This window comes from Saccharibacillus kuerlensis DSM 22868, assembly GCF_000378145.1.
Taxonomy (GTDB): Bacteria; Bacillota; Bacilli; order Paenibacillales; family Paenibacillaceae; genus Saccharibacillus; species Saccharibacillus kuerlensis.
Window position 1 is genome coordinate 1 of record NZ_KB899279.1, and the last position, 20,223, is coordinate 20,223.

The 20,223-nt window shown below is 54.6% G+C and carries 12 protein-coding genes and 1 pseudogene; 2 read left to right on the forward strand and 11 right to left on the reverse strand.

The genetic code is table 11. From position 1 onward, the window contains the following. Positions 1 to 269, forward strand: a pseudogene (locus F456_RS24645) (IS4 family transposase); the annotation flags it as partial. Between the two features lie 477 nt (positions 270 to 746). On the opposite strand, the gene F456_RS0104835 reads toward F456_RS24645, so the two are convergent. The 11 genes from F456_RS0104835 to F456_RS0104890 all read right to left on the reverse strand — a co-directional run bounded on the left by F456_RS0104835 (position 747) and on the right by F456_RS0104890 (position 18,837). After that, positions 747 to 1,973, reverse strand: a complete 1,227-nt coding sequence (locus F456_RS0104835; RefSeq protein WP_018975872.1) for a chromate transporter — start codon at positions 1,971 to 1,973, stop codon at positions 747 to 749. 388 nt (positions 1,974 to 2,361) lie between these two features. Continuing rightward, a complete protein-coding gene (locus F456_RS0104840) occupies positions 2,362 to 5,748 on the reverse strand; it encodes a VWA domain-containing protein (RefSeq protein ID WP_018975873.1) in 3,387 nt (1,128 codons plus the stop codon). Next, complete coding sequence (locus tag F456_RS0104845; protein WP_018975874.1) at positions 5,732 to 7,891, reverse strand: vWA domain-containing protein; 2,160 nt, start codon at positions 7,889 to 7,891, stop codon at positions 5,732 to 5,734. Before F456_RS0104845 ends, F456_RS0104840 begins: the two co-directional genes overlap by 17 nt. A gap of 58 nt (positions 7,892 to 7,949) precedes the next feature. Further along, positions 7,950 to 8,852 (reverse strand): DUF58 domain-containing protein, encoded by a 903-nt coding sequence (locus F456_RS0104850; RefSeq protein ID WP_018975875.1) that lies wholly within the window; start codon positions 8,850 to 8,852, stop codon positions 7,950 to 7,952. Continuing rightward, positions 8,849 to 9,838, reverse strand: coding sequence for an AAA family ATPase (locus F456_RS0104855; protein WP_018975876.1), 990 nt, complete (start codon positions 9,836 to 9,838; stop codon positions 8,849 to 8,851). The genes F456_RS0104850 and F456_RS0104855 overlap by 4 nt, the downstream gene beginning before the upstream one ends. Positions 9,839 to 10,074: 236 nt before the next feature. Continuing rightward, positions 10,075 to 11,769, reverse strand: a complete 1,695-nt coding sequence (locus F456_RS24215) for a hypothetical protein (protein ID WP_018975877.1) — start codon at positions 11,767 to 11,769, stop codon at positions 10,075 to 10,077. A 311-nt stretch (positions 11,770 to 12,080) separates the two neighbouring features. After that, the gene (locus F456_RS0104870; RefSeq protein WP_018975879.1) at positions 12,081 to 13,076 is read right to left on the reverse strand and encodes an ABC transporter permease; all 996 of its coding nucleotides are present in this window, start codon (positions 13,074 to 13,076) and stop codon (positions 12,081 to 12,083) included. After that, on the reverse strand, positions 13,073 to 14,002 hold the full coding sequence (locus tag F456_RS0104875; protein ID WP_018975880.1) for an ABC transporter ATP-binding protein: 930 nt from the start codon (positions 14,000 to 14,002) through the stop codon (positions 13,073 to 13,075). Before F456_RS0104875 ends, F456_RS0104870 begins: the two co-directional genes overlap by 4 nt. After that, positions 13,999 to 16,404 carry a DUF7408 domain-containing protein gene (locus F456_RS0104880; RefSeq protein WP_018975881.1) on the reverse strand — a complete coding sequence of 802 codons (2,406 nt, stop codon included), beginning with the start codon at positions 16,402 to 16,404 and terminating at the stop codon, positions 13,999 to 14,001. The genes F456_RS0104875 and F456_RS0104880 overlap by 4 nt, the downstream gene beginning before the upstream one ends. A 205-nt stretch (positions 16,405 to 16,609) precedes the next feature. Then, entirely contained in the window at positions 16,610 to 17,509 is a 900-nt protein-coding gene (gene purU, locus F456_RS0104885) for a formyltetrahydrofolate deformylase (RefSeq protein WP_018975882.1), read from the reverse strand. Positions 17,510 to 17,709: 200 nt separating this feature from the next. Further along, positions 17,710 to 18,837 carry a deoxyribonuclease IV gene (locus F456_RS0104890; protein ID WP_018975883.1) on the reverse strand — a complete coding sequence of 376 codons (1,128 nt, stop codon included), beginning with the start codon at positions 18,835 to 18,837 and terminating at the stop codon, positions 17,710 to 17,712. 470 nt (positions 18,838 to 19,307) lie between these two features. Here F456_RS0104890 and F456_RS0104895 point away from each other — a divergent pair, with 470 nt between their 5' ends. Beyond that, positions 19,308 to 20,213 (forward strand): TIGR01777 family oxidoreductase, encoded by a 906-nt coding sequence (locus F456_RS0104895; RefSeq protein WP_018975884.1) that lies wholly within the window; start codon positions 19,308 to 19,310, stop codon positions 20,211 to 20,213. Positions 20,214 to 20,223: the final 10 nt, after the last annotated feature.

Genomic DNA, 20,223 nt, shown 5'->3' on the forward strand with positions numbered 1-20,223 from the left:
AAATTGAAGTGTTTTTCCGTTGGATTAAGCAGCACTTGAACGTGTCTCGACTTTTCGGAACCACTCCAAATGCGGTGTACGGCCAACTCTATACGGCGTTATTCGTGTACGTATTATTGAAATTTTGGTTCGAGCAAGGCAACCGAACTGTCCATCTTTCGGCTCGATTATCTTTGGCCGAATTCGATCGATTATTTAAGCTCAATTGTCTTCCTGTCGAATGGATTTTTTACTTCAGTAACCAGATTTCATTTCCAGAAAATAGCTAATCAACAGGCCTAGCAAATATGCAATTAAATGAACGCCAAAGCGAATTTATCTTAAAATAAGTGCATAGGTACAACTATTTGTTCAATAAATGAAGCTTCAGAAAAAAAAGCAATCATTTAATTGTATCAGCGCACTTATTTGGAGGAAAAACGAAAAAGAAGCCGAAATAAGTGTACTCTCGCACTTATTCAATCGCTGCCTCTTCTTTTCTCTACTCGTCTCCACCTTACTCTACTCTACTCTACTCTTCGCTTCTCTATCCTACTGTAATGGTGCCGAGAAGCCGCATCAAAGTGTACCTTGTGAAGCTGATAAGACGATAAGTCATGTTTAAAAATGCTCCGCGTAAAAAACGATGTTTCGATAGCGGAAAATGATGCCTCGTCGAGAACATGTATGCAGACAGCAAAAAGCTTTCCGACCCAGTCGGAAAGCTTTTTTGACTTGCTGCCCCAAAACAAACCATTTTCCGAAACTTACAACAAGCCGAGCAGCCACCCTCCGGCAGCCCCTACCGCAACGACCAGCCACGGCGGCAGTTTCCAAAAAACCAACAGCAAAAACAGTATCGCAGCAAGCGCAAAATCGGCAGAGGATCGAACAGCGGAGGTCCACACCGGATCATACAACGCCGCCAAAAGTATGCCGACAACCGCCGCATTTACGCCGCTCAATGCCCCGCGTACATGCGGACTCCGACGCAAGCTTTCCCAGAAAGGCAGCGTACCGGCAATGAGCAGGAAAGCAGGAAGAAAAATGGCTGCCGTAGCAATCAACGCTCCTTGAAACCCTCCTGCGACCGCACCCAGGTAAGATGCAAATGTAAACAATGGACCCGGCACAGCCTGTACAGCTCCGTAACCGGCCAAAAAATCTGCTGCGCTTACGAGTCCCGAAGGTACAACTTCCCGTTCAAGCAGGGGAAGCACGACATGACCTCCTCCGAAAACGAGCGCACCTGAGCGGTAGAAACCATCGAATAGCGTCAGGCTGTCACTTGGAAGCGCAAAACGCAGCACCGGGAGCAGAATCAGCAGGCTGAAAAACAAAGCCAGACATAATGCTGCAAATTTTCGGCTGATTGGAATGGGCAGTTCAAGAGGCGTCTGCTCCGCTTCTTTGTTTCGATACAGCAATATTCCGATAATCGCTGCCGCCGCAATAACCGCAATTTGGCTAAATGCCGTCTGCAGCAGCAGGACACCGCAAGCAGACAGTACAGCTATCGCGGCACGCGCCCGATCCGGTGCCAGGCTTCTGCCCATACCCAGTACGGCTTGTGCGACAATGGCGACAGCTGCGATCTTCAATCCGTGAATCCAGCTGCTCCCTCCAATATCGAATGCTCGCAGAAAAAAGGCGAAAGCGATCATCAAGACAATTGATGGAAGCGTAAATCCGATCCAGGCCAACAGTCCGCCTCCCAGACCGGCGCGAACCATACCTATACCGATTCCGACCTGACTGCTTGCGGGTCCAGGCAAAAATTGGCACAAAGCAACAAGTTCGGCGTAGCTGCGCTCATCCAGCCATTTGCGCTTTTTGACATACTCTTCTCGAAAGTAACCCAGATGGGCAACCGGTCCGCCGAACGAAGTCAAGCCGAGTTTGAACGATACGGCAAGCACTTCAAGCATTCGGTTTCCTGAACGATCCGTCTTTTCCGATTCGGCACCGGATACGCGATCAGGTTCAATATCCATAAGAACAATAATCCCCTTCCTTCTTGCATCCAGATCCGCTTGTATCAAGATCTCCTTGCATTAAGTTTTGCTTTCCTCAAGTTCCCTTCTAATTCTTTATAAGTTTTGCAGTCTGGCTCGTCCAGTCCTTTTGTGTTATCAGAGATGTTGATTTGTGTAAACTGTCGATTGTAAGCTGGTACGGATCAGAGGCACAGCCAATACGAAATCGGTGCGAAACCGTAATTAATGCCATCCAATAGGAATAAGGAGTACACAAGTTTGTTATTCTAAGCGTTGAAAAATAAAAAAGCCCGTCAACGGATGTGTAATCCGTTAACAGGCCTGCATTTTGCTGCTGCTGTGAAATGCAGAGGGTCCCCCATCAGCTAGCCGCGTTATCAACTTATCAACGGCTGCTGCGTTTCTTCGCAGCCAGCAGCCGATCCATGGCGCTGCCGCCAGCTTCGCCGCTGGAGTCCGGCGGCTGGCCTTCCGACTGCCCTGAGCGGTCGGAACCTGGATTTGGCCGCTTGGAACTGTCTGCGTCGTGAGGCTTTGTATCGGCTGCTTGGCGCCGCTTCGCATTATCCGCGCCATTCTCGCCGTGCAGCTTCGCGCGCTGGACGCTGCCTGCATCACTTTGCAGCTTCGCGCTATCGATACTGCCGGCGCTGTTGGCGCTGTTGGTGCTGCTAGCGCTATCGGCGCTGTTAGCGCTACCCGCGCCGCGAAGCGGCGCTCCAGAAGCCGCCCCCGCATTGCGGCCGCTCCCGCGCTCCGCGCGGAGACGGTCCACAGCGGAGGCAATGCCTCCCTCCGCAGCGGACCCCGTCCCCCCGCCTTCGGCGCGGGGGGACTCTTCCGGCCGCTGCGCAGGCCGTTCCGCCGCGCCCTGCGGAGGCGCGGCATTGCCCGCGGCGGCGTGCTTCTCGCCGCCGCGGAAGGCCGTGCTCCGCCGCTTGGCGGAGGACAGGCGCGCGAGCGCGCCTTTCTCCGCAGGAGCGGCTTCGCCTTCCGCGGCGCCGGAGCTCCGCCGGCGGGCTGCCGCGAACGGCAACGCCAGCGCGGCAGCGAGCCGTTCCCATGGAACGGCCAGGCGGCGGACCGCGACATCCGCGATCCACAAGGCCAGCACCGCGGCCAGCAGGATCGAGGTCCAGTCCCGCATCTGCTTATGCGGAGCGGCCGGCTGATTATAGACAGCCGCCGGATCTTCCCAGGACAGCGTGCGTCCGCCGGTCAAACGTGCCAGTTCGGCCAAACGGGCCGATCCTTCGTCCGAAACGGTGGAAATCCGGTATTCCGGCGAATACGGGATGACCAGTCCGGTCCCGGTTGCGGCAGGCAGGCCGGAGGTTTCTTCGCCTCCGGCACCGTTTACCCCGGAGTCAGCCTCTACGGAATCGTTCTCTACGGAATCATTTTCTCCTGAGCCCTCTGCCGGACTTCCCGCATCCTCTTGATCGGTTCCTGACGCGCCACTTTCCGAAGATCCTTCCGCTGCATTCCCCGCCCCGGCAGGCGACAAATTCAACAGATAAGCCCCCGGCTCGCTTACCGGCAGTACTCCGGTATAACGTCCTGGAGATGTCTGCACCAGCGTAATCGGCTCTGAAGCCGTTTCGTCGGTGCCGCCCCCGTCACCTCCGATTGAAGCGATCAGTTCGTCCGGCAGTGCAGCATCACCACTCTGCGAAGCCGTTACGGTCAATTCCATACCTCCCTCGCCCAATGCCGTTTCCACCCGGTAAGGTGAAGTGCTGAACTGTGGAAAAGTCCATTTTACCGTTTGGGTCAGCACATTGGCGAACTTGTCCCAAGAGACCCAATCTGCCGACCATTTTCCCGTCAAATCGCTTGTCCAGGCTACACTCCTGCCTGAACCGTACTGCCATCTGACCAGCAGAGGATCAGGCTCCGGACTGACAAGCGCCGTTTGGGCGGAAGGTTTGGCACTTGTTGCGACATAACCGCCAAGCTGAGGCAGTCCATCCGCAAACAGCGATGTCCAATCGCCCGCATCAGCTACGGCTGGCGTAAAAGGCTTATCTACCACATAAGTACGAGCAAGCAGCACCGCTTCGCGGCTGAAAATTGCCGGCAGCGTCGTCTCATCCTGCACATCGTAGAAGCGTCCTTTGCCGAGATTTGCAATGTTTTGCAGCAGTCCGCGATCCGCATCGGAACCGACCGCCACACTGGATACCGTTACATTTTTCTCAAGCAGACCGGATATCAGCTCTTCGTAATTTCCGCCTCCGGCCGATTGTCCATCTGTCATCAGAATGATGTGCCTGCGCTGTGCACCGATTTCCAGTATGGATTCCGTAGCCGCAGCCATCGCCGGATAAATATTAGTTCCTCCGCCGCTCGGAATGGACTGAATCTGTTCCAGCACCTCTTCCTTATCAGACAGCTTCTGCGGTTCTACGACCCACCACGGATGATCGTCGAAAGCGACAACGCCTACCGTATCCTTCGCTCTCATCAATTCGACCGTGCGCATGGCCGCTTCCTTTGCCAGTTCAATCTTGCTTCCGGCCATACTGCCCGAGCGGTCGATCACAAGAATCAGACCCAGTTCGGGGATTTCGCGCTTACCCTCCAGCTCCATCGAAACAGGCAGCGCCCGTTCGATCGGGGTATCAAAGTATCCGCCGAGTCCAAAGCTCTGATCGCCGCCGCTCATCATGAAGCCGATCCCGTAACTGCGTACTGCCGTCTCGATGGCATCCATTTTAGCCTGTCCGAGCGAGTCGCCCGAGACGTTGTTGAACAGAATGCTGTCATAGCGCGCGTAATCCGCCAGCTGCGTCGGCATTTGACCGGGGGAGATAACAGTGGTCTCGATCAATCCGGCATTCAGCGCCTTGGCAATATTCGCCGACGTATCCGGTTTTCCCTCGACAATCAGCACAGACGGACTGCCTTCTACCCGGGTAAAGGCAAAAGCGGCATTGTTCGCGGATTGTGTATCGCCTGGCATGCTTAATTCTGCGCGATAGCGATGCAGGCCGGGACGCTTCGCGAGCCCCTGCAGCAGCACACTGCTTTCTCCACGCTCTACACGTACCGTTTGCGAACCGATCTCTACATTGTCTTCGTACAGCCGAATTTCGCCCGTTCCCGAAAATGTACTGCGCAGCTGCGCTTCGACCGTAAACGCTTCGCCGAGATACAATTTGCCCGGCAGCGACAGCGAATCGATTGCGGCATCACGTTCAGCTCCGGTTTCTTTCTCCAACACATCAACGGTAATTCCGCGATTTTTGAGCAGCCGGCCCGCTTCAAGCATACTGCCGACATTCTCTGCTCCGTCGCTGATCAGCACAATTCGCGGATCGCCGGTCCCCAGCATTCCCGAAGCCAGCTGCAGCGCCCGCTGCACGTTCGTATAATCCGGATCGACCGCAGCTTCAAGTCCGCCCAGCGGAGCTTCTCCGCTCATCGTCTGTTCTGCCGAAGCAGCGCGTCCGAAAGAGATCACTGCAAACTCATCCTCCGCCTTCTTGCTCTCAAGCGAATCTCCAATCCATTCGCGATCTTCTCTGCTGGATTCCGTGCTTGAAGAACGATCAACGGCATAGACCACTTCATGCTGACGCTGCACCGTATAGAGCTGCACGCCGGCAAGGAGCAGGACAAGCAGCAGCAGTGCCAGCGTACGCAGCGCAGCCGCCAGACGATGACGAAAGGCGGAAATTCGCGCAGGTCCGCGAAGCGCAAATACCGCAAATACCGCGAGTGGAATCAACAGCAGCAGGACCCAAGGATGATCAAATTGAACGCCCACGACGGTACACCCCCCATTCCGTCAGCATAATTGCGATAATTAGCGCCGCCAGCGGGATCGTCAGCGGCAGTCGGCTTCGGTTGTCTTCCGCAGCTGCCTGATCCGGTACCGCCTGCTGTCCTGCTGCATTTCCGGAAGCTTCACCGAATACCGGATTTTCGGCAGGAGGCACCGCCGATTCCGCAGCGTCCGGCCGCACGTCAAGCAGATAGACCGGCGCGTCTTCCAATTCACTGCCGGATTGTTCAAACGCGTATAAGCCAGGCATATTAGGCGTGATCTGCGAAGAACTCAATATTCCGTCTGAGCTTTTCGCAGCGGGCTGCGAAAAACTCGACATTCCTTTTGTACCTTTTGCATCAGGCTGCGAAGAACCAGGCAATCCTTCCGTACCTTCCGCAGAAGTACCTTCACTGCCAATCGCCGCATCTACGGTCGAACCCGCAGCAAAAGCCAATCCCTGCAGTGGCTGCCAGACGGCGGACTCTGCACCGGCGGCAATCGGAACATCTATTGCCGAGCCGGATACCGCACGGCCCAGCCCTCCTCCTCGTCCTCCGGACAACCAGGTTACCGCGTTATTAACCAGAACCGGAAACTCGCTGTTCAACGGAAGATCTCCGCTCTGCAAATTGAAGCCGAACCAGAGTGTTCGCTGTCCGTTCACCATACCGGCTGCAATGGCGGGACGCTGACCGATACTCAAGATGGTCTCCAGACCGTCCGGTTTTCCTTCTGTCAACGGACCGAAATACGGCTCGTTCAAAGATAGATACTTCATAACCGGATGAGAAACGATCTCCACTCGCCGGTTTCCCGGCTGCTGCCTCTCTTCATCCCCTCCGATTTTCCAGATTGTTGCTTCGCTCATCAGCCTGTCCCATTCTCCGCTTTGCATGGCAGCAGGCAGCTCTCCTTCAATCACAACTAGGTCAGGCCGTTCTTCTGGCAGCGGAGGAACATCTGATGACGGATCTTCACTTTCAGAAGCCGTATCTGAGCCATTCGAACCTTCTAAGCCTTCCGATCTGGCGGAACCAGCGTTCGTCATGCTTGTGTGCAAGTCCATCCGGGTGACCTCCGCTCCAGACAGACGCATCGCCTTCTCCAGAAACAGATTGCCATTCGACAGCAGCAGCGCCTTGACTTCACCGCCTGTTTCCGGAAAAGCGAACGCATCGTCGTCCGCCGCATAATCGTCTGACGTCTCTCCGGTCAGACTCAGCCTGTATACATTCGCGGCTTCGGCAGCTTCGAACGTCACCGTTCGCCTTTCGCCAGGCTGGAGAGTCAGATCTTCACCCGTCAATGTTTGCCCATCGCCGGACAGTTCCACGCGAACTTCAAGGGCGGTCGTTCCCGTGTTAGAAACCACGCCAACAGCCCGTCCGCTTCCGTCTACGCCGAACTGCTCGACCGCAGCGTTGCGATAGCCGCCGCTTTCGATACGCCGGACTTCGATGGGCACAGATACGGGCAGGTCGTCCGTCCGTTCGCTCCACTGTCCATCGGTGTAGACGACAATGCGGGCATCCTCGTGTCCTTCGGCGACCGCCGACGCCAACGAGATTGCTTCGCGGTACGCGATGCGTGCATAATCCGGCGACAAGGAATCCACTGTCCGTTCCCATGACGCGCGATCTTCCATCCCTGATGCAATAACTTGCGGATTAGCACCCATTCGGATCAGCGTCAATCCACCGTCCGACTGACGGGTATCCGCCAATATTTCATCTTTCATTTGATCCAATCTGGTCTCATTCGATGTCGAATGATCCGCTTGCGTACCGGCTGCGGAAACATCATTCTCCCCGCCATCTTCGCCGGAACGCAAATTCGCACTCATGCTCGCCGATACGTCGGCCACGACAATCGTATAGCCTCCTGTCCCATTTTCCGCCCAGAGAAAAGGACGCATCAGCGCAAAAGCCAGCAGAGCTGCCGCCAACAGCTGCAGCCACATCAGCAGGCGGCTTTTCAGCTTCTGCCAGGGGCGATTCGCCTCCGTATTTTCCAGCACCCGCTTCCACAGCAGATGGCTGGGCACCGGCGTATCGATAAACTTCCGCTTGAACAAATACATAATCAGGATTGCCGGAATACCCAGCGCAAACCATAACCCTGCCCACGAACCGATTCCCATCGGCCGCACCTCCTTTCTTCCTTCGCGTCAATTCCGCCTCTTCGGCCGCGAAGATCATTCAGCGTACAAGTCCGGATTCGCGCATCGTACCCAGGATCGTTTCAATGGAAGGTACGTCGGTAGGCGCCAAAATATAAGCAATTCCTCTGCGTGCGCAAAATTCCGCCAACCTTCCGCGGTAGGAAGCAAATTCCCGCTCATAGGCTTCGACCAGCCGACCGGTCAAAGCTGCTTCTTTGAACGTGCCCAATTCCGCATCAATCAGCTTGAGGTCCCCGCTTAAGCGCGGCTGAATCTCTCCTCTTGTCAGCACTTGGACCAATACCACTTCCTGACGCGCTGCCTGCAGTCTCGCTATAACTTCCTCCAGCTCTTCTTCGCCTCGTTCGGTCCAACAGTCAGAAAAGATCCACGTCATGCCAGGCAGCTTCGGCAGACGGGAACGATCGGTGAACGCCTCGGACAAGGCTCCGCGTCCCGCCGGCTCCGAAGACGCCAGAAATTCCAGCATTCGGTGTATCGCAGGACGGCCTCGCAGCAGCGGCAGCCCTTCTCCGACCCGTTCGTCTACCCGGTAAACGCCAAGTCGATCGTATGCGGCAAGCGTCATATATCCGATGCTTGCCGCAAGGCGAGAGGCATGCAGCAGCTTGGAAGGTCCGTTCTCGTCGGCAAAAGCCATCGACTGCGAGCAGTCCACATAGAGCGTCACCTGCAGCTCCTGCTCGTCAAGATACTGACGTACAACCTTGCGGCCTGTTCGTCCGTATACACTCCAATCGAAACGGCGAACATCGTCGCCCGGCGAATATTCTCGGTAATCTGCAAATTCGAGCGAAGCTCCCATCTCCCGCGAACGCCTTCTACCTTGTCTCGTCCCACGTACCCGGCGCCCTGTCGATAGAGTCAGCCGATCCAGCCTGGCAATCCAGTCCGCTTTCAGCAGATCGTCTGGCTTCATCTCGAATGCTCCAAGCGGTCCAGAATATCAGCAACAAGCGTATCCGGTGAGACCCCTTCCGCTTGTCCTTCGAAATTCAGCAGCAGCCGGTGCCGCATCGCCGGCTTCGCAGCAGCAAGAATATCCCCGGTCGAGACATGCATACGCCCTTTGGCAATCGCCCGGACTTTGGATACAGCGATTATCGCCTGAAGACCGCGCGGTCCGGAACCGAAACGCACATAGCGTTTGACCGAATCCGGCGATTCGTTCCGGTCCGGATGGGTCATCATCAGCAGGCGTACCGCATAATCGAGCACGTCTTCCGACAACAGTACTTCTTTGACCCCCTGCTGGATATCGAGCAGAGCTGCAGCGTCAGCCCGCTTTACGGCCTGTCGGCTGCCTGAAGCGGTCGTTCGCCGAATAATTTCTTTGAGTTCGTCCGGCGACGGGTAATCGACATCCAACTTCAACAGAAAGCGGTCCAGCTGCGCCTCCGGCAGTGGGTATGTACCTTCATTTTCCAGCGGGTTCTGCGTCGCCAATACGAAGAAAGGTTCCGGCAGACGATGCGTAACTCCGCCGACGGTCACCGTTTTCTCCTGCATCGCTTCCAGCAGGGCGCTCTGCGTTTTCGGTGTCGCCCGGTTAATCTCATCAGCCAGTACAATACTGCCGAACAGCGGTCCCCTCCGGAACTCGCCGGCTGCACCGCCTTCTGCCCCAAAGTGAATAACGTCCGTCCCCGTAATATCGCTTGGCATCAGATCGGGCGTGAACTGAATACGCGAAAAAGGCAGATCCAGCGCATCCGCCGCCGAGCGGACCAACATGGTTTTCCCGAGTCCCGGAATGCCTTCCAATAAGGCGTGACCGCCCGCAAATACGCACCACAGCATTTGTTCGACGGTCTCTGTCTGGCCGACGATGACCTGCCCGATTTCTTCACGGACTTCTTCCATCGTGTTTCTCCAGGTTTCAATGCGATCGGTTTCCTGAAGCATGGCTTTCTCCCCTTTGGTCGGTCTGGATCAGACCGTTGGATTATTTTATTTGACCCCTCGAAATCCTCCGGGATTGTAGGTAATACCCAAGAGTGTTCCGTGCATTCAACAGCTTGGTTCCATAGCTTGGTTACGCAGTTTGGTTCTATAGCTTGATTCCACAGCTTCGTTCTACAGCTTCGTTCTCTGCTTGATTTCGATTATGCCTCTGTGCCGCTTGCGTTTATTCGTTTTATTCAGGATTCAGGGCGAATCTCGGTAAAATAGCTTTCAACGAGACCCTGTACACTTTGCGGCAGGTCGCTGCGATCAAGCGATTCCTGGGCCCTTGTGGAATATTCGCCGTATACTTCTTCATAGGGGCGGCTCACTCCGTCGATCGTCGGCGATACGCCTCCCGTTTGTTTGTCGCCGCCGCTGGACGGTCCGCTGTCGGACTGAATATTGCCTTCGCCTTGAAGCTCTCTCGGCGTCGTGACAAGATCGCGGCCGCCGCTTCCCCAGCCGGCTCCTCCTCCTTGTCCTGTTCCACTGCCGCCAGAACCGGAACCCGAACCGCTTCCCGATCCCTGTCCTTGCCCCTGACCCGAGCCGCTGCCTTGCGAACCCGAGCCTTGTCCTTGTCCTTGTCCGGAAGAACCTGCTCCGCTTCCGGCACCTTCTCCAGCAGCTCCTTCACCAGACTTCCCATTGGACCCGTCCGACCCCTCCCCAGCGGATTCGCCTGTAGATGCGAGTGCTTCGGCTGTACCGCCGCGGCCCCAGGCATCGGACACCGACATTCCTGCGGCCGTCAGTTGGCCTGCCATTTCCATACCGCTTTGAGCAAGCTGCGCGGCTGCCGCCGCAGCCAGTTCACTTTGCTGGCCAAGCGATCCGGACTCGGCCGCCGCTGCAGCCAGCTTCTCGGCCAGTTCCCGGATTTGTTCATCCGACAGCTGACCGGAAGCCGCCAATTCCTGGGCTGCTTTCTTCAACGCCTCCTGCAGAGCGGCCGTTTGCTTGCCGCTTTCGGGTGCCTGCTGCGCAAGATTCTGCATCGCATTTGCCAATTCCTGTTTTTGCTGCTCCGACAATTTCGACATCGCATTTTTCAGGTCCTCCGCACGCTTCGATGCATCGGCAGACTGCTGCCCTGCCGCTTCTTTAAGCGCCTGCTGGGCGGCAAGGCGACGGTTCCATTCTTCCATCTCTTGCTGCTGCTTCGAAGCTTTCTCCGCTTGGCTGCCCAGTTTCTTCATCGCTTCTTCCATTTTGCTCAGTGCTTCGTCCGCACGGCGCGAATCGCCGAGTTCTTGGGCCAAGTTCGCAGCAGAATCAGCCAACGGGGTTCGAGCTTCCGGAGGGATCGGGGCTTCGTTCAGCTCTTTGGCCAATGCCTCGGCTTTCTTCTGCTGAGTGTCGATCATCGCCCGTTCCTGCTGCCGCTGCCGAAGCTCATCGTCCATCGGATTCGGCAGAAGCAGCAGCAGTGCACAGATTGCGAGCAGCGCGGAAGACCCAGCTGCCGAGCGGCCAAACTTCCATGTGAACGGCAGACGTTCTCTGCGCTGCGCCGCAAACTCAAGGCCGTATGTTTCCGCTTGCGCCCTCTGCCATTTTGCGGCGGAAGAATCCTCATCCGAAAACTCCAGGGCGGTCGTCATCAAATCGCGGCGCTCTTCGCCCGGATCGGCCCGATCCATCGCTTTCGCCGCTTCTTCCGTTCCGACGGGACGAATATAGGCGCTGGCAGCGCCAACCACCGTGCCTAGCAGCATGCAGCCCAGCGCCCACAATGCCGGATTCGGCAGCGGAAATAAATAAGCCGCAGCCAGCAGCAGGACGGCTGCGGCAAGCCCAACCAGCAGACCTCGCAGTGCAAATTCACGAATCTTGAACAGCTGAAGCCGAAGCCGAACTGTCCGAATCGAAGCCAGAATGTTTTCCATGTCTTTTCCCTCCCTTTCGTTTTCGCAATGTGGAACCGCCTCGTATTCTGCATCTTGTTACGTACTATGCACTATAAACTATGTACTAAGGCGGCAAACGGCACGGCAGTGCTGCCGTACCGTTTGCCAAAGCTTTCAAAACAAAGCCGCGCAGGCAAAATTTATTTTTCTATTCGGGAACTGCCGCGCAAAAAATACGAACAGCAGCTTTTCAAATCATGACCTTCCGCTGACAATAACTTCCCGAATGATAAGCACTCGAATGTCAACTTCTCGAATACTGGCTTTTTGAATGCCAACTTTATCAACAACTACTTGCTGTTCTTCCCGTTTCCCGACGGTGTCATCTCCGCAATCTCCCCGCTTGGAATTCCTTCTTCCGCAGACGTAGAAATATCTTCCTTGCGTTTGCGCCGAACCGGCCGAATACGCCGGATCGCGATCCATAGAGCGCCGACAATAACAACTGCATATACCAGCAGAAATTCCAACCAGAGCGCAATCGGTGCTTTATCCTGCAGATTGCCGCTGTTTACGAGAAAGGCTTGTCTCGAAATACCGGGCTCGAAAATACTAACCAGAGCACCGGCCGGATTCAGCCCCAGAATAAATCCGACCCAGGAATATTTCGGAGGTACCATGCCCGGGCTGTAGGCCGACTGCTGCACGATGGCCAGGAACAGAAGGTAGGCTACTCCAGTCACCGCGAAGATGAACATGGTCATTCCGTACGTCATAATGACCGAGACAATTGTGCGCTTGAACAGCGTCGAACACATAATGCCCAGCGATCCAAGCAGCAGCATCGTAAACAGATAGAACAGGAAGACAAGCGACAGCTGTGTCGGAGAGATCCCGCCGTACAGGAACACAATACTGTAAATCGGCAGCGTCGCTAACACGATCAGGACCATGAACGCCAGCGAAGAAACCAGCTTGCTCAGTACGATCGCGGACGAACTCTGCTGGGTCGTCAGCAGGATGTTGAGCGTCTGCTTCTCCCGTTCACCGCTGATGACGCCGGCCGTTAACGCCGGTGTCATAAAAGCGATCAGCACAAGCTGCGCAATACTGAGCACATAAAATAAAACTCGGCTCGTCGACGGGTCGAAGCGCATGCCGGACTGCTGATTCTGCAGCCCCATGGTTACATAGATAAATCCGATCGCGAGAAGCCCCAGTATCAGAATATAGGCCAGCAGCGCGATAAAAGAGCGCGGCGTACGCATCCGCAGCCGGAACTCTTTGTCCAGCACCGGATTGATCCACAAACTTCTGCCTTCCCCGCTTTTGTTTTTCAAGTTCATGTCGCAGCCCCTCCCTTCGTAATTTCGAGGAAGACGTCCTCAAGATTGGTCTGCGCTTCGTTGAAGGACACGACTTCGTATTCCCATTCCAGAATACGGCGCAGCAGCTTCATTTGTTCGGCATCTTGGCCGCTGAAATGCACCTGAATGCCGTTGGCATCGCTGAGCACCCGGCTGACATGCTCTTCGTCCCGCAAACGCTCCGCCAGTTCATCCTGACGCCCTAGCGTACGAATATGCAGAACCCGGTTAACCCGCATCCGGCTTTGAATATCGGCGACTTTTCCCTGAGCAACCATCCGGCCGTGCTCGATCACACCGATCTCGTCCACCATTTCCGCCAGCTCCGGCAAAATGTGCGAGGAAATGATAATCGTTTTGCCCATTCGCTTTAGCTCTTTGAGAATTTCCCGCATCTCGATTCGCGCCCGCGGATCAAGTCCGGAGGCTGGTTCGTCGAGAATCAACACTTCCGGATCGTGTACCAGACTGCGCGCCAGACACAGACGCTGCTTCATCCCGCGCGATAATCCGTCTACATAAGATTCTTTTTTGTCCGATAAATTGACCAGCTCCAGCAGCTGCGGAATCAGCTTTTCCCGCTCTGTCCGTGCAATGCCATAGCTCGCTCCGTAGAAATGCAGATACTCATCCGTCTTGAAGCGATCGTATACTCCGAAGAAATCGGGCATATAGCCGATACGGCGCCGTACTTCTTTCGGATGCCGGGTCACATCGTAACCGCTAACCCTTGCAGCACCCGAATCCGGCAGCAGCAGTGTCGCCAGAATGGACATAGTCGTCGACTTGCCTGCCCCGTTGGGACCGACAAAGCCGAATACTGTTCCCGAATCAATACTCATGCTGATATTATCGAGCGCTTGAAAACTGCCATAGCGCTTGCTTAGCTCCTTGATCTCGATCATGACTGCACCGCTCCTTTCAGCTTGATTTCCGGCAGCACCATGTTCGTCCAAGCGTTCACCCTTACACGGATTTGTACCAAGTCGTCTGCCACATAGTCTGCCGCGTTTGTATACGAAGCCGCAGCGCCTCCGTTTTTCCAACTTATCGCTTCCCATTCGCCTTCGGTTTCGTTCCAGATTTCAAACGTTGTCGTCTGTGATTGACCTTCCGTAAGGCGGATATCAAGCTGTTCGTACTCCGCTTTCCCCGGATTCGGAAGTGAATACCCCAGCGTCATGCTGCCCGGAGAAGCGCTGATCCGTCCCGACCCATCGTCCGAAACCTGTGTTGTATTGGTATGGATAATCGAACCCCCTATGTAGCCGTAAGGGATGTTGATGGCTCCGTCCTGTACAAGGTCGACCGAGATCGCCTGCGTATACATGCTCAGACGGTCATTGGCAACCGTCTTCCCGCCCACGCTCAACGTATCCTTGGAGTCTTCCGAAAAAGCGATCAGGAACGAGTTCTGTACCCCTCCGCCTGTTGGAATCGGAATATTTTGCACCATTGAACGCTGACGGACATAAGGATCGTTCACCGATGTCTGATTTGCGAACAAGTAGCTGCCGATATCGTAATAACCTCCCGACAGCGACATCCCTTTGCCAAGCGAAGCTTCGGCGCCAGGCTCAAGCGTACCCAGCTTGTACAATTTTCCGCCAGCTACAAGTCCTGCATCGGTAAGACGAACACCGGTGTCGTTCACTATGCTGCCCGTAATCGTTCCCTGCTCGTCGACCGACAGTTGGGAGTCCAATTTACCCGTTTCAACATTGCCCGGTTCTTCGACATTGAATTTGGAGACCGACCAGTAGGGCATTCCGCCAAGACGAAGCTGTACGGCATCATTTTCTTGACGCACATAATTTTTCAGTTCGCCGCTGACTCCTCCGTTGTTAACCATCCAGCCGTCATTGTTCATCATCGTCAGCTGCGTACCGGCCGGAAAATCCACCGTATAATTGCCGGCACTCGGTACAAACAGCGCAGTTGCGCTTTTCCGAATTCCTTCGCCTTCTCCATTCAGCGTCACATAACTCAATGTATGCGCGAGCTCTTTCGTTTTATCCGACGAACCGGCCATGTAGATCGCTGCGCTGGATATGACGGCAACGAGCGGAATAAACACCCAAGCCCATTCGCGTTTGTCGAATTTGCGCAGCACCAGATAGAGTAGCGGAGCCACAATTACCACATAGATCAGCAGCATCCAGACAAGAATGCTCAGCTTCGGCATATGCAGCGAAGGGAAATAATCGAGTATATACGAGAGGTTGTACAGATTGGAGTTGAACGACGAACCATACATTCCTCCACCGGGTATGCTGACATTCAATGGGTTCAGAAGCAGCTTACCCCACAGCGAAGCGCTGCCTGCCCAAGAAGACAGAGGTTCCAGGGAAAGATCGTAAGCGGCATACCAGACTCTGCCCGACTGTGCCTGCATCGAAGCGATCAGCGGAAGCTGACCGGAACTATAGCGCACTTCGGCCTCTGGCTTTACAGAAGCTTTGGCAGCTGTAATCGATGCATCTGCAGGAAGCTCTTTGCCTCCTCCGCCCGAAGCCAACGGTGCAGCCGATACGGATTCCGTTCCGCCTGTGACTTCAACCGGGGACAGATCTTCCAGTCCGGCAGCCGTTTTCCCATAACCGGCACCGCCGCCCAGCACCAGCGAGCCTCCGCTGTTTATCCAAGAACGAATAGCTTCAAGCTGCGCTTCGCTCAGCGTATCGGAAGCAAAATCGTTCATGACGAGCACATCCAGGCCGTCCAGCATCATCGGATTTTCGCTAATATCGTCTGCTTCTAGCGGAATGATACTGACAATCTGTCCGCTGCCCTGCAGCAGACTCAAGAAATTCATCGTATCGGGATCGGAAGCCAGCACGCCCACGATTCCGCCGTATTGGGTAGAGCTCGTCAGATAAGCACGTCCCTCTCTGAAGGGAAGGGAATCTCCTTTTTCTATCGAACCCGGATAAAATCGCAGCATGCTCGTATTCCGGGAATACGAACCGCCCGGCACCGCGATTGTCACTTCTTTCGCCGTCCCGGCAGGAAGCTCGACGCGGCGCACATATGTACTTTCTCCCATTCCGTTCTGCGGTGTGATCTGCACAACTAGATCGCCGGTCAAATCCCGGTCGCTCGTCAGTGTGACCTTGAGCGGATTCATTCGACCTTCATTAACTTTGCCTCCGTAACCGAATTCGGTGGCTACTCTTAACCCGCCTTCTGCGGAGTTTCCGGCAGCGTTCGCGCCAACCGGCAGAATCGGCAGCATTACTGCAATCAGTATAAGCACTTGCATCAGCGCCATACTTTTTTTGCCTGTGCGCTTTCCCCATGCAAACATAGTATTCTCCTTTCGTTTCGTAAGCATTTAAACCTTTTTTAGATAAAATTTACATCCCGGACAACGACAGCGGCCTGTTGAGAGTTCAACAGGCCGGATATTGCGCCATTTTGGCTGTGAAATGCAATTGGAATCGACTGCCCGGATGTCCCCTTACTAAGACGCCTCCCGGAAGTCTTTTGTTACGAAATCTATATAATTCCTATTAATTGAAGACGACCGTCTTGTTATGATGCACCAGAATACGGTCTTCCGCATGCCATTTAACCGCACGCGCCAATACAACACGCTCGATTGTCCGGCCGATCCGCTTAAGCTCCGGCACATCGTCTCGATGGCTGACCCGCTGCACGTCCTGTTCGATGATCGGACCTCCGTCCAGCTCTTCCGTCACATAATGCGCGGTTGCACCGATGATCTTGACACCCCGGTCATACGCTTGAGCATAAGGTTTGCCGCCAACGAACGCCGGCAGGAAGGAATGGTGAATATTGATAATCCGATTCCGGTAGTTCTCGATAAAATACGGCGAAACGATCTGCATATAACGTGCCAGTACGATCAGATCGATATCGTCTCCCACTGCCTCAAGCTGCTGACGCTCCGCTTCAGGCTTGTTTTCTTTGGTAACCGGAATATGGCGGTATTCAATGCCGAACGATTCAACGTACTCCCGCATATCCGGATGATTGCTGACAACGACCGCGATTTCCGCGTCCAGGTCGCCCGCCTGCCACTGCCAGAGCAGTTCGACCAGACAGTGATCTTCTTTCGAGACGAAGATAGCGAGTTTTTTCTTTTTCGCCGCCCGGTAGATGTTCCAATCCATCGAAAAGCGTTCTGCAATCTCCGCAAAATCGGACTCGAGCTTAGGCAGTTTTTCGCTCAATTCTTCGAGATCGAACTCAATTCGCATAAAGAACATGCCGCCGTCCGGATCCATCGTATATTGGTCGGATTGTACGATATTCGCTCCATGATCGAACAGGAAGCGCGATACCGCTGAGACGATTCCTGGACCGTCCGGGCATGAAATAAGCATGCGAGCCCGATTTTTCGGCTGCTGCTGACCTGCGGAACCCGCAGTTTTGACGTGTTGCTCCATGATTCCAAAATCCTCCTTATATACAGACGCGACAATTGTACCTATCGGTCTTGTTGACGTGTCGCACGAAGAAATGGTCCGGCAGACTGCACAATGTCTATTTGCGCAAATCTGCCGGCTTCACTCTCATACGCTTTTTAAATTCTTATCGTTCATTATAAATAACACATACGGCCCGGATTCTATAGAATGCCGCCGTATTAGAAGCTCGCCAGCGCGTCTTTGCCCGCCAGCACGGCAATCAGACGCTTGTTGAGATCCTCTTCGGACGCGTTCGGCAGCACTGCCGCTTCCAGCGCCAGATCGTACAGCCGCTCAAGCGGTTCGCGCGGATCGGCCTTTTTCGCTTTTGCATCGTTTTTCAGCACCGACCAGATATCCAGCGTGAAGGATCGTGGATCGATGTCCTGCGACGCGAAAAACTTATGCAGCTTCTCGACGTCTTCCGCAAATCCTGTGCCGAATCGCTCTCTCACGTTGCCGCGCAGCAGTGCAATTTCGATCTCGTACATCGGACGCTGCGTTTTGACGTCTTTGCCGATCCACGGTGTTTCCAAAATAAACGGCAGATGCTGAAGCGACGAATGATTGACGACCTTGTTGATGGCGTCAAATCCGATCCAGCCTGCACCGATCGGCGTATGGCGGTCTTTTTTCGCTCCGACCGGATTTTTGCTGTCGTTAATATGCATCACGCCGATCCGATCCAGTCCCAAGATGCGATCAAACTGCTCCAGGACACCGTCGAAATCGCCTGCGACATCGTAACCGGCATCATGAATGTGACATGTATCCATGCAGACGCTGAGGCGTTCGTTATTCGGTACTTTCTCGATAATGCGTGCCAGTTCCTCGAACGAGCGGCCGACTTCCGTGCCTTTGCCCGCCATCGTTTCAAGCGCGATATTCACATCCGTCTCCTGAACGCCGTTCAGAACTTCCGTCAAACCGGCTGCGATACGTTCGATGCCGTATTCGACGTCCTTATCTGTAAAAGCGCCCGGGTGCAGTACGATCTGCTTGGTGCCAATTGCATGCGTGCGGCGAATTTCTTCCTGCAAAAAGCTGACGCCCAGCTCGTACGTATGATCTTTGTAAGAACCCAGGTTAACGATGTACGGTGCGTGCACGACGATCTCGGGCACTCCGTTCTGTTCCATCAGCTTGAGGCCTTCTTCAATATTCATCGTTTCCATAGGCTTGCGCCGCGTATTCTGCGGAGCGCCGGTATATATCATGAACGAAGTCGAGCCGTAGCCGTTCGCTTCGTTCGCCGCGCTCACCAATCCCTTGTCCGAAAAGGACACGTGGGAGCCGATTTTAAGCATGTTTCATCCTCCTCTTTGTCTGCGGCCGCCTTCTTTTTCCGAAAGCTTGTCCAAGCTCTTCGATCAGGCAGCCATCCAAACCTTGTCTCATTTTAACGTGAAGCGGGCAAGAAATCCATGATTAAGTGCCGATCCATCAAGAAAGAGACAAAGCAAAACAGCCGGCTTCATTATTGCTCTATACGAAATCGATTTCTAATGGAACGTAATGACAACTGATTGAAAGGGCGTTTGAAAGAAGCCGATTCAAAAACAGAGAAAGGTCGGAACCGAAGTTGGATTAGAGCAGCAATGAAAGCATAAATTAGAGCGCAGATGAAAACATAGATTAGAGCATAGATTAGAACATAAATTAGAGCCTAGATGAAGCAGAGCTGAACGCGCAGCCAAGAAGCATTCGAGGAACGTTTCCTATATAATGTAGAAAAAGAATGCGGGAGCAATGCGGTTTCCGCCCAAGGAGGAACGGAATGAAGATTGCAATCGGCGGAGGAACAGGATTTATCGGACAGAAGTTGACGGAAAGACTGATTCACTCAGGGCACGAAGTGATTGTCATTTCCCGCAGACCGGCGGAGGAAAAGGGTTCTTCCGGGCCGCACACCCTCACCTGGGACGAGATTGGACACGATCCTACTTTGCTCGCGGACTGCGACGGTATCGTCAATCTCACCGGTTCTTCGATCAGTCAGCGCTGGACGGAGCAGGCCAAAGCGGAAATGGAACGTTCCCGGCTGGAATCGACTCGTCAGTTGACGGAGGCGGTTCAAGCGCTGGATAAACCGCCGGCCGTATTTGTTCAAGCATCCGCGATCGGCATCTATGGGACGTCGGAAACGGCAGTCTTCGATGAAACCTCTCCTCCCGGCGGAGATGATTTCCCGTCGCAGCTGTCCATCAAATGGGAAGCGGCGGCGGACGACATCGAAAAGATGCCGGAAGTCAGACTGGTCAAAATGCGGATCGGATTAGTACTGGGCCGGGAAGCCGGCGTTTATCCGATGCTCAAGCTGCCTTACAAATTGATGGGCGGCGGACGTTTGGGCAGCGGAAAGCAGTGGATGTCTTGGATTCATATCGACGATCTGACTGCGCTGTTCGAATTCTGTCTGACCCATCCGGATATTTCGGGACCCGTCAACGCCGCTTCGCCGAATGCCGTCACTCAAGACGAGCTGGGCCGAGTCATTGGCGGAACGGTCGGTCGCCCGCACTGGTTCCCGGTTCCAGCTGTGCTGATGAAAACGGTACTCGGTGAAATGTCATTAGTCGTAACTGGCGGCCAGCACGTAGTTCCGGCAGCTGCGAAGCAGGCGGGGTTTACGTTCAAGCATCCGTATGTAGAGGAAGCAGTACGGGATTTGGAGCGGAAATAATTTGCTTGCA